9 protein-coding genes are annotated in these 11,576 nt (G+C 57.4%); 7 read left to right on the top strand and 2 right to left on the bottom strand.

Annotation, left to right across the window (positions count from 1 at the left end; translation table 11 throughout):
* Positions 1–29 precede the first annotated feature (29 nt).
* Positions 30–1,286, top strand: a complete 1,257-nt coding sequence (gene ilvA / locus ACO6TI_RS30690; RefSeq protein ID WP_055113097.1) for a threonine ammonia-lyase IlvA — start codon at positions 30–32, stop codon at positions 1,284–1,286.
* A 26-nt stretch (positions 1,287–1,312) separates the two neighbouring features.
* On the opposite strand, the gene ACO6TI_RS30685 is transcribed toward ilvA, so the two are convergent.
* Both ACO6TI_RS30685 and ACO6TI_RS30680 read right to left on the bottom strand, forming a co-directional pair.
* A complete protein-coding gene (locus ACO6TI_RS30685; protein WP_422384010.1) occupies positions 1,313–3,655 on the bottom strand; it encodes a PIG-L family deacetylase in 2,343 nt (780 codons plus the stop codon).
* A 16-nt stretch (positions 3,656–3,671) separates the two neighbouring features.
* Positions 3,672–4,832: an ROK family transcriptional regulator gene (locus ACO6TI_RS30680; RefSeq protein WP_104701071.1), complete on the bottom strand. Its 1,161-nt coding sequence runs from the start codon at positions 4,830–4,832 to the stop codon at positions 3,672–3,674.
* Between the two features lie 124 nt (positions 4,833–4,956).
* On the opposite strand from ACO6TI_RS30680, the gene ACO6TI_RS30675 reads away from it, so the two are divergent.
* The 6 genes from ACO6TI_RS30675 (at position 4,957) to ACO6TI_RS30650 (ending at position 11,502) form a co-directional block, all read left to right on the top strand.
* The gene (locus ACO6TI_RS30675; RefSeq protein ID WP_281929954.1) at positions 4,957–6,213 is read left to right on the top strand and encodes an extracellular solute-binding protein; all 1,257 of its coding nucleotides are present in this window, start codon (positions 4,957–4,959) and stop codon (positions 6,211–6,213) included.
* A 62-nt stretch (positions 6,214–6,275) separates the two neighbouring features.
* Positions 6,276–7,175 (top strand): carbohydrate ABC transporter permease, encoded by a 900-nt coding sequence (locus ACO6TI_RS30670; protein ID WP_422384009.1) that lies wholly within the window; start codon positions 6,276–6,278, stop codon positions 7,173–7,175.
* 32 nt (positions 7,176–7,207) lie between these two features.
* Complete coding sequence (locus ACO6TI_RS30665) at positions 7,208–8,059, top strand: carbohydrate ABC transporter permease (RefSeq protein ID WP_196879705.1); 852 nt, start codon at positions 7,208–7,210, stop codon at positions 8,057–8,059.
* Positions 8,056–9,552, top strand: coding sequence for an argininosuccinate lyase (gene argH, locus ACO6TI_RS30660; RefSeq protein ID WP_422384008.1), 1,497 nt, complete (start codon positions 8,056–8,058; stop codon positions 9,550–9,552). Before ACO6TI_RS30665 ends, argH begins: the two co-directional genes overlap by 4 nt.
* 4 nt (positions 9,553–9,556) lie before the next feature.
* A complete protein-coding gene (locus ACO6TI_RS30655; RefSeq protein ID WP_108874885.1) occupies positions 9,557–10,612 on the top strand; it encodes an ABC transporter ATP-binding protein in 1,056 nt (351 codons plus the stop codon).
* Positions 10,612–11,502, top strand: coding sequence for a carbohydrate kinase family protein (locus ACO6TI_RS30650; RefSeq protein ID WP_422384007.1), 891 nt, complete (start codon positions 10,612–10,614; stop codon positions 11,500–11,502). Before ACO6TI_RS30655 ends, ACO6TI_RS30650 begins: the two co-directional genes overlap by 1 nt.
* The last annotated feature ends 74 nt before the right edge of the window (positions 11,503–11,576 follow it).

Raw genomic sequence — 11,576 nt, 5'->3', positions numbered from 1 at the left:
GGTGCTGAAAATCAGGGAAAGAACAAGACGTGGGTCAATTTGCAGACGATACGAACCGGATACACAAACTGCTGTCTGACGTTTTGAAACCAACTCCGTTTCAGCGAAGCCAGTACCTTTCCGATCTTCATCAGGCAGACATCTGGCTCAAGCGGGAAGACCTGACTCCCGTGCGCAGCTACAAGGTTCGCGGCGCCTATGCCTTCATCCGCGAAGCCCTGGAGAGCGAACCGGACCGGTCTCTGTTTGTATGCTCGTCTGCCGGCAATCACGCACAGGGGTTTGCTTTTGCATGTCGTCACTTCGGCAAACGGGGTGTGGTCTTCATGCCCTTGACGACACCGCAGCAGAAAATTCTGAAGACAAGATCCTTCGGTGCTCCGCTGGTCGAGATCCAGCTGCTCGGAGACGGCTTCGACGCTGCGAACAATGCAGCCATCGACTATTGCGCGTCTCACAACGGGTTGATGGTGCCGCCGTTTGATCATCCGACAATCATTCGTGGTCAGGCAACCGTAGCAAAGGAAATTCTTGAACAAAGCCCGGACGGATACACCTGGGACCGCCTGATAATGCCGGTGGGCGGCGGCGGACTCGCGGCTGGTGTTACGAAATACTTTGAAGAGACCGGCATGAATGCCGAATTCACTCTCGTCGAACCTGACATGGCGCCCAGCCTTCACGAAAGTCTGCTGGCCGGTGAACGTGTCCGTCTGGAAAGGGTTGATAACTTCGTCGACGGGGCGGCCGTCGCCCAGATCGGCCGGGAGAATTTCAAACAGCTGTCCCGACTCTCCCCGGAACAGGTGGTGCTGGCGCCGACGGACGGCGTCTGCGCGACCATGATCGACATGCTCAATATAGAAGGGGTCGTTCTGGAACCGGCCGGAGCGCTGGCCGTCGATGCCTTGAACAGGCTGCCGGAGGACCGGGTCAGGGGCAAGAAAATCGTCTGTGTCATTTCGGGTGGCAATTTCGACTTCGAGCGGCTTCCGGAAGTGAAGGAACGGGCGCTGAAATTTACCGGCCTGAAGAAATATTATGTGATTCAGCTGCCTCAGCGGCCGGGTGCCCTGAAGGACTTCCTGTCTTTGCTTGGTCCGGAAGACGATATCGCGCGTTTTGAATATCTGAAAAAGTCAGCCCGCAATTTCGGATCCGTGCTTTTGGGCATCGAAACGAAACGGCCGGAAAACTTTCAGGCATTGCACGAGAGTTTCGACCGTTCCGACGTTCGCTGGGAGGACATAACCTTCAACGAGGCGATCGCGAACTTCGTGATCTGATTGTCCAGAACCACGTTGATCAATCGTCAGGTTTTCAGGCTTCGGGGGGTGACAAGGTTCACCATAAGCCGGAAAGCGCCGGGCACAAGTTTCTCCATCTGGTGATGGAGGATGAGCGAACAGTGAACATGCCGGCCTTTGCCGATTTCGGCCGCCAGAAGCGAGCCCCTGTGAGGTGCTTCTCCTGGATCGGCCATTTCCAGCAAGGGGACGTAGGCGGCATCCCAGCTTTTCGCAAAATAGAGCCCTCGTTCCTTGTGCCAGCCAGCCCAGTCATCCTTTTCAATGACATTGGGCGTATTCAAAAGAGGGTGGTCGGGCTCCAGGACTTTCACTTCGGCGTTCTGGTCGGTCACCCGCCAGCGCAGCGAAGGCTGACCGATTTCCAGACGGGCCGGCGGTGTCGTATCTGGAAGCCAGTTGTCCCAGGGCCGATGGTAGAGGGTCACCAGCGTGCCGCCGCCCAATATCCAGCGATGCAGCAGAGGCAAAGCCGCGAACAGGTCCCTTCGTGTCTTCATCGCAAAGATTCCGATGACGATCGTATCGAAACGTGCGAGCGCGGTTTCGCTTTCAAGGTCACTGGCGGTAATCCCGGCGACATTCAGGCCCAAGCGCCTCAGCCAGTCATCCACCCTGTCGTTGCCGCCGCCTATATAGCCGATACGGGCTGCCGTCGTACCTGCGTTGACAACCCTGACGGAGACTTCCGACGGCAGGCAAAGGGCGCGGGACGGAAGATCGTCACGTGTGACGGGCTGAACGCTTTGGCCCGGTCTCGCGTCCAGAAACAATTTGGCCTTGAAGAGTCCTGCCTCGACGAATTCCGGAGCGGCAATCTCGAAACCCTGATCCGTCCTGACAACCGACCACCGGTCCGGAACATCAAGAGAGACATTCGTGCCGACCGGTCTCAAGTCACTCAACCCGATTTGAAGTTCATTCCGCTGCGCAGCCACGTTCACCACAGTCGAGGCAGGGGACAGGGTCGCGCTTTTTTCCGGCAAGATAGAAGGCGCAATGTCAAATGGAACCAGGGTTTCACTAGAGACCCCGTGCGTCACAATTCCGACTTTCAGGCATGGTGCTTCAGGTTCGTCCGGGAGATGTCGCGCCGGATACGGATCGCTCACGGGAGCTCCCAGGGTTCGGGTCGATGCCAGATCGCCTTCCCAATGTTCGGGAAGGTTTATCGACACATCAAGTTTCTCCGCATTTCCCCGATCGATTTGTGTATGCACCGTTGCCTGATCGTTTGGACCGAGAACGTCCTTGCCGAGCCACGCATGGCACTCGACCTGGGCAGCAATTCGGATCAGTTTTGCGAGCTGGCCTTGCTTGCGCGCGACCTTGTGCCTTTGTCCGGGAGCAAGTGTTGCTGCGCCGAGGCGCAGTTCTGCAAGAGCGGTACTCGCGTGCTTGAGGATTGCAGTTGCATCCGGAAAGGCCGCAAGAGCCGCATCCATTTCGGATTGCGCGTTGGCAAGCGCCGGGCCGCCGTCCAAATCCGAAAGGGTGGATGCAAGGCCTGCCTCCAAAGAAACTGCACCGTCCGGGACATTGCAGATCTTCAGATGTAGCGGCCAATCATGCTCGCTGCCATGCGGGACCCACCGTCCCATGCCCTGGCTTTTGTGGAACGCACGGCTCTGTTCGCCCAACTGAAGGAACGATGCGCCCGTGGCAGGGTCGCGTCCCCGGCCGGACAGTTCGATGGTCGCCGGTGGCGGCGGCAGGTCGTCGTCATAGGACTGGCCTGCGCCTGACCAGGCGGGCAGATACATCTTGGCGACTTGCCATGGCGGCAGATCGCTGTGTTTGTAGCCAACGTCCGCTGCCAGCGCCATGGCCTCTTCGGCAGCCTGCGTCATGGCGCGATGGTGCCCGTGTTGTCCGGGCACGTCGAGAAACGTCGGGCAGATGATGTCAGGTCTCTCGGCGCGCAGGATGTCGACGAACCGTTTCAAGGTTCGTTCGTGCCCCCAGTTCCGCAACGTCTCGACGCCAGACTTGGAAAAACCGAAGTCGAAAATCGGATCGTCAGGGGTTTCCGACAACCAATAGAGACGGAGCCCGAGGGCTTCCGCGCCCTGTTCCATCTCCGCGGTGCGCAGAATTCCAAGCAGGGCTCCCGCCTCGCGGCCCATGACGTTCTGACCGCCTTCCCCGCGCGTCGAACAGGCATAGGAGAGATCGAGTCCGCGGTCGAGACCGAGAGACGCCAGCATTTCCGAAGTTTCGTCATCCGGATGCGCACCCGTGTTCATGAATGAAACCACGGACTTCAACGGGACCAGCGCGCGCCAGAGACGGGTGAGGAATGGATTGTCCTTTTGCCGGGCAATCCGCTGCAGATCGGTCAATGGCATGGATTGGTCCTGAGGTTCATGAAACGGTTATCGGAGTGAAGGCGCTGTGAAGCACCAACGAAGCTGCTCCGAGTGTCGCGGTGAGCCGGCCGCAAGCGCCGCGTTGAAGCCGAGGCAACAAATTGTCATTGCGATTGGCAACAGAACCCGCCGGAAGCGGGCATCTCGAAATCAGATGATCGATAAGCTCGGGAGGCATCGCGCCACCCAGGATAATGGTTTGCGGGTCGAGGAGATTTTCCAGGGTCAGAACCGCATGTCCCAGGGCCTTGGCTGCCCGGTCCAACCAGTCGATCAGGCGCGGATCCCTTGCGCTGAAAAGCTCGGAAAGCTGATCAAGGTCCAGAGGTTCATCGCAACCGATGAAGGCCTGAATGGAATCGCGGCTCAAAAGGCTTTCCAGCGGGACAGGCCCGCCAGGTCCGTGAACGGGAATATGGCCGACTTCGCCCGCATTGCCGAAAGCTCCTGAAACGAGCCGTCCATCCTGAACAATTCCAAGACCGAGTCCGCGACCGAAATAGATATAGGCATAGCAACTTATGCCCTGTGCGAGGCCCGTCAGATTTTCCGAGAGTGCTGCGGCATTTGCGTCGTTGGACAGCTCGACCACACCGCCCAGGGTTTCCTTGAACAAGGGCAACGCATCGACATTCTCCCAACCCTGCAGGTCGGAGCTGCGTCCACTCAAACCGGTATCGCCGAACGGTCCCGGCATGACAATGCCCGTTCCCAGAATCGCGTTCATCGAAACGGATGAAGAAGCAAGCATGGCATCACGCAGCCGAAGCACGTGGGTGGAGACCGCTTCCGGAGTATTGTCCCTCAGGTTGGTACGTTCCGTTGCGATTCGGGTGCCGGAAAGATCAAGCAGCGCCGTGAATATCGCATCGGGCCGAATTTCAACGCCAAATGCGTAAGCCCCTTTTGGATTCAACCCGTATTGCACTGCAGGAAGTCCGCGTCCAGAGACACGGGCGCCCTTTTCTTCAATCAGACCGTCAGCAAGCAACTCCGCGATGATATTGGATGCCGCCTGGGTGGTCAGTCCCAACGAACGTCCGATTTCCGCCCGACCCATCGTGCCTGCGGCCTGAAGGCTCCCCAGCACCGCCTGCCGATTGCGGTTCCGGCTGCGCAGTGGATTTGAACCTCGAATCTGAGTGTCGATCTTCATAACTGTTCTATTAACTCAAGATAATTGACAATTCAATTTATTTGACTTAATCAATTTTGAAACAGGCGGCAAAGACCGTTCTTCCAGATACAAATGTGCACGATTCCAGACGGGAGCATCAGCAATGTCCAGATACATGAAGCGTATGGCGTTGAGTGGGTTAACCGCTCTGGCGACCCTCTTCGGCAGTTCCGCAATGGCTGTCGAGATCGAATACTGGCAGTATTTCTTCGACGCTCGGGTCGACGCCATGGAGCAGCTGATCGAAAAATTCGAGGCAGCCAATCCCGACATTACCGTGAAGATGACGCATTTCCCCTATGCGGATTATCGCACGAAGGTTGCAGCCGCGATCCCCGCGGGAGAAGGTCCGGATGTGGTCCAGCTTTTCTACGGCTGGCTGAATGATTACATCGAGGCCGGCCTGATTCAGCCGTTGCCGAAAGACGCTTTCGACCCGGCGGTGATTGACGCGGAATTCTTCCCGATGGTCCAGGCGATGAAGCGCGATGGATCTTACTACGCGCTGCCCACTGCGGTTCGCTCGCTTGCCCTGTTCTATAACACGCGTCTGTTCGAAGAAGCCGGTATAGAAAACCCGCCCGCCACCCTCGACGAACTAGTGGAAACGGCGAAGAAGCTTGCCAAGGTCGACGGCGCAGGGAACCTCACCCAGGTCGGTATCACCACCGGCATGACCGCCCAGGACCATCACTGGTGGCGTGAAGTTCTGGTGCGCCAGTTCGGAGGCGACCCTTATTCGGACGACTACAAGACCGTGAACTACACCGGAGACGCAGGTCTTGATGCCTTGAATTTTTATGTGGGCCTGGAAAAGGACCACAAGGTCACACAGTCTGGCTTCATGGACGAGCCGCAAGCCGCATTCAAGGGCGGGCGCGCCGGAATGCATATCGACGGCTCATTCCGGATCGGATCGCTCAACAAGGTGCGTGGTCTGAAATGGGGCGTTGCTGAACTGCCCGCGGGACCAGACGGCACCAAGTCCAATTACTCTTCCTACTGGGTCAACGGTATCACGACCAAGGCGGAGGGCGAAAAATATGACGCAGCCGTCAAGTTCCTGCAGTACCTGACGTCCGATGAAGCAATGCAGCTGTGGCTGGACGTGGTCGGAGAACTGCCTGCCAAACCGTCTGTCGGCCTGATTGAAGAGAATGCGAATGATCCGACATTCGGTCCCTTCATCAAGGGGCTTGAATACGCCAACACGACCAAGTTTGCCAACGAGTCCGCTCAGCGTCAGGCCATGGTGGACATGGTTGCCCGTATCGATATCGAAGGACAGGATCCTGCGGAGAGCCTGGCTGCGGCCGCCGCCGAGGAGCAGAAGGTCCTCGACGAATACTACAAGAAGTGACGGCTTAAGCGAGGGAGCTGCCGCCATGCGGCAACTCCTCCGGCGGGAATGGCGCGGTACAAATGTCTGCCTATAAAAGACTCTCTATCAGGCAAAAGCAGATTGTCTGGGCGTGGCTGTTCCTGGCCATTCCGACCTTGTTTTACGGCCTGATCCGGTTCTATCCGACCGGAACCGCGTTTGTGATTTCGTTCCAGGACTGGAATCTCCTCGGTGAGCGTACTTGGACGGGGCTTTCAAATTATCAGAAGCTCTGGAACGATCCCGTGTTCTGGAAGGTGTTCAGAAATACCTTCGCCTACCTGATCCTTGGAACACCTGTCTCGCTCGTCATCAGTTTCGTCATTGCGTATCACCTGGACAAAACCAGGTTCATGCACGGTTTTCTCCGGATGCTCTATTTTCTGCCGTTCATGACCTCTGCTGTCGCCATGGCCTGGGTCTGGCGGTGGTTCTACCAACCCGTTCCAATCGGCCTCTTCAACAATTTCCTGGCTTCAGCGGGAATACCCCAGATCGCATTCCTGAACTCGACAACAAATGCATTGCCTGCGGTTCTTGCGCCCGCAGTCTGGGCGGGACTTGGTTTTCAGGTGATTATTTTCATGGCCGGACTGCGCGCCATTCCGGGGAGCTACTATGAAGCTGCAAAGATTGACGGCGTTGGCTGGTGGACAGTTCTGACACGGATCACATTGCCGTTGCTCAAGCCGACCATCGTCTTCATCGTGGTTTTCTCTTCGATCGGTTTTCTGCGCATCTTCGATCATGTTTTCAACATGACAACCAACAATCCGGGAGGGCCGCTGAATGCGACCAAGCCGCTGGTGCTGATGATTTATGAAACGGCGTTCGGCAGCTTCGATATGGGATACGCGGCCGCGCAGACCGTTGTCCTGTTTCTGATCCTGCTGCTGGTCAGCCTGTTGCAGCTTTGGATCCTGAAGGGGGACAATTCTTGACCGCTGTCTCCGACACAAGCGAGCTGCCGTCGGTGAAGGCCGAAACCGTGTTGTCGGCCCGCTCGCGCAAGCCGGCAAATCTGGGCCAGATCCTGCGCTGGCTGCTGCTGTTCCTGGGCGGCCTGCTCATGATCGCTCCGATCACCTACATGATTTCCACGTCGCTGAAATGGCCTCACGAAATCTACAACGTCAATCTCATTCCCGAAGAGCCGACAATCGAGAACTACACCTATGTGCTCGAGGACGGCCGGTTTTATCTCTGGTTTGTCAATTCGATCATCATCGCGGTGATCACGACGGTGTCGAACCTGTTTTTCGACAGTCTCGTAGGCTACACGCTTTGCAAGTTCCGCTTTCCGGGCCGGTACATCGTGTTCATCGCCATTCTGTCGACATTGATGATCCCGACGGAAATGCTTGTGATCCCGTGGTACATGATGAGCCAGTCGTTCGGCTGGCTCGACAGTTACTGGGGAATCATGTTCCCGGGTTTGATGACCGCATTCGGTACGTTTCTCATGAAGCAGTTTTTTGAAAGCGTCCCGGATGATTTCCTGGAAGCTGCAAGGATCGATGGTCTGAACGAGTTTCAGATATGGTGGAAAATCGCCATGCCGCTGGTGAAGCCTGCCCTGGCAGCGCTTGCGATCTTCGTTTTCCTCGGAAACTGGACTGCCTTCCTCTGGCCGCTGATCGTGACCAATTCGGTTGAAATGTACACCGTGCCGGTCGGGCTGTCCGGATTTGGCGATGAAGTGGACGTCGCCTGGGAGCTGATCATGACAGGTGCTGCGATTTCCACGCTGCCTACGCTCGTGGTCTTTCTGATCTTTCAAAGGTTCATTATTCGCGGAGTTGTCATGGCGGGGCTCAAGGGATGACCGGACCCATCAAGGACGCCACCGAGTTTCCCGACCCGGTTTACCGGCAGACCGTCCTGTCGGAGTTGTTCGAAGGCGTAAAAGAGCACTATGCCGGCCACATGAAGGCGATCAATCAGGCCCATCTGATCATGCTGACGGAAACGGGCATATTGAGTGCGGTCCAGGGGCCGCAGATCGCGCAGGCCCTCCATGAAATCGACAGGGATACCGACGTAAAAGCCCTGTCCTATACCGGTGAGCACGAAGACTATTTCTTTTTCGTCGAAGCCCAGTTGCGCGGTAAGCTCGGCGATCTTGGCGGCATGTTGCACACCGCGCGTTCGCGCAACGACATGGATCACACGCTGTTCAAGCTCGCGCTCAGATCCCGTCTGGCATCGCTCTGGCAAGATGTGTCCGGCCTGGCAAACGCGCTGATCGGGAAGGCACGCCAGGAACGGGACACCGTCATTGTCGCCTATACGCACGGCCAGCCCGCCCAGCCAACCACGTTCGGGCACTATCTGTGCGCGGCCCTTGAAGTGCTGCTGAGAGACCTTGAGCGTCTGAACCTGGCAGCGGAACAACTCGATCATTGCCCCATGGGCGCCGCCGCGATTACCACAACAGGATTTCCGATCGACCGGGAGCGTGTTTCGTCGCTACTCGGGTTTTCCGAACCGCTCCTGAATTCCTATGGCTGCATTGCCTCGGTAGACTATGTCACCGGTCTCTATTCGGCACTGAAACTGATCTTCATCCATCTCGGTCGTCTGATCCAGGATCTTGCCTTCTGGTCATCGTTCGAGGTTGGCCAGCTTTACGTGCCGAACAAGTTTGTGCAGATCAGTTCGATCATGCCGCAAAAACGCAATCCGGTCCCGATTGAACACATGCGGTTGCTGGCCTCCCTGAGCGCAGGGCGCTGCGACACAATCGTCAACACAATGCACAACACGCCATTCACCGACATGAATGACAGCGAAGGCGAGGTGCAACGGTCGGGCTATGAAGCCTTTGCGTCGGGAGAACGGATGCTGCGATTGCTGGCGGAGTTTGTCTCTTCATGCCAGATCGACCCGCAACGGGTTCGAGCCAATGCGGATGCCGCCTGCGTCACCGTCACTGAATTGGCCGACACGCTTGTCAGGGATGAAGACTTGAGTTTCAGGCAGGCACACGAGATTGCCGCCGCGACCTCAAGGTCCGTTCTGTCTGACGGCCAGGCTTTGTCGGAGGGATATCAGGCGTTTCAGGGCGCGTTCCGGAATGAGACCGGACGCATGCCTGCCATTACCGGGGAAGCGTTCCAGAAAGCTGTCACGCTCGAAGGCTTTATCTCGTGTCGCAGCAGACCGGGAGGGCCGGCACCGGAGGCACTTGACCGCGCGCTGCAGATCTATCGCGAACAACTGGCCGACCTGGAACAACAACAATCGATGCGGCAGAAACGCCATGAGGAGGCCAGGCGGACTCTTCACCAGGCGTTTGGTGACCTGCTGGGGATTTGAGGCAATGGCGAAACTGTCTTTGAAAAAGCTGACCAAATCCTATGGCAAGGTCGAGGTTCTGCACGGGATCGATCTCGATGTCGACGACGGCGAATTCGTCGTTTTCGTGGGTCCCTCGGGATGCGGGAAATCCACCAGTCTCCGGATGATCGCCGGACTGGAAGAAATCACGTCCGGCGAAATCTGGATCGGAGACCGCAAGGTCAACGACCTTGAGCCCAAGGACCGCGACATTGCCATGGTGTTCCAGAACTACGCCATTTATCCGCACATGTCCGTTCGCAAGAACATTGCCTTCGGCTTGTGGAACGCGCCATTGAGCAAGGCGGAAAAGGCAGCCAGGATCGAAGAAGTTGCCCGTATCCTCGATATGTCCGAGCTCCTGGAACGCAAGCCGTCACAACTTTCCGGAGGGCAGCGTCAAAGGGTTGCGATCGGCCGGGCCATGGTCCGCAATCCCGCGGTGTTCTTGTTTGATGAACCCCTGTCCAATCTCGATGCACAGTTGCGCACACAGATGCGTCTGGAAATCAAGAAACTTCACCAGCAGGTCGGGAATACGATCATCTTCGTAACCCACGATCAGGTCGAGGCAATGACCCTTGCCGACCGGATCGTGATCATGAAAGACGGCCATATTCAGCAGGTCGGGACGCCGGAAGACGTGTTTCACGCGCCAGCCAATACCTTTGTCGCGCAGTTCATCGGCGCACCCTCCATGAACATGCTGAAGGTCACCGGAGCCGGCGATGAAATTTCGCTCTCAAGTGGCATCAAAATGCAGCCGGGACGGCAGACACAAACCGGCCGGCCTCTGCTGTTGGGTGTGCGTCCGGACGATCTGTCGGTTGACGATCAAAACCCGATCGTGACCGGGAAGGTTGTGGTGCGGGAGCCGCTCGGATCGGAAACTCTTATCTACGTCAGTGGCCCGCAAGGCGAGATTGTCGCCAAGGTTCCCGGCAAGAGCGGGGTTAAGGTTGGCGATGAAGTCAAGCTTGGGGCAACCCCGGAGGCGCTTCATTTCTTCGACACTGAAACCGGGGACGCGCTGGTCTGATGCCGAACACGGACACCTCGCCTCAAATCCTGTGCGTCGGACGGATCTACTGTGATCTGGTGTTTTCCGGCGTTTCCAGGATGCCCAGTCTCGGATCGGAGGTGTTTGCCGAAAACGTGACGTTGCATGCAGGTGGCGGTGCTTTCAACACGGCGTCGGCGTTTTCGGCGCTGGGCCGAAGGACTGCTTTATGCGGTGTTTTGCCTGCTGCTCCCTTCCAGGATCAGATCTTGCAGGAAGGCCGGTCGATGGATCTGGACCTGTCCTTGTGTGTGCCGGCCAGCGTTGATGCCTCACCACAGATCACGGTTGCCATCGCGTTGCAGGGCGACCGGTCGTTCCTGAGCCAGAAATCGGGCGCCGCATTCCCTTGTCCGGATTTGTCCGCACCGGTCTGCCGGTCTGTAAAGCACCTTCATATCGGGGAGCTGAGCAGCCTTTGCGAAACACCAGAGATACTCGATCTTGCACGTCAGGCAGGATGGACGGTTTCGCTTGATTGCAGCTGGGACGACGCCTTGCTGCGTCAGGGCCGGAGAATTTCCGAGCTGATCCGAACCGTTGATGTGTTCCTGCCCAACCAGCAGGAATTCGAGGCGCTGGAGGCGTCTGGCCTGACGCCGGAAAGTGGTCCGCTCATTGTTGTAAAGCAGGGTGCTGCGGGTGCCGCTGCCTACCAGGGGCAAAGCCGAATTCATGTGGCAGCCCAAGAGGTCGAAGTGGTTGACGCAACCGGGGCGGGGGACGCGTTCAATGGCGGTTTCCTGTCCGCCTGGCTGGCAAATGAAAAGCTTGCTTCCTGTCTTGAAAACGGAAACCAGTATGGGGCTCTGGCGGTTCAATCGTCTGGTGGTGCCGGCTGGACAAGAGAAAACGGGTTTGTGCCATAGACCCTGCAAGTCATGCCGGATGCCTTTCCGTCGGGAACAGTAGCCTGGCACATCATGTTTGCGAGGTGTTGCCC

Origin of the sequence: Roseibium album, assembly GCF_965233825.1 — a bacterium.
Lineage (GTDB): Bacteria > Pseudomonadota > Alphaproteobacteria > Rhizobiales > Stappiaceae > Roseibium > Roseibium album.
The sequence above is the reverse complement of the archived record's forward strand: the minus strand, read 5'-3'. Positions and strand labels throughout refer to the sequence as shown.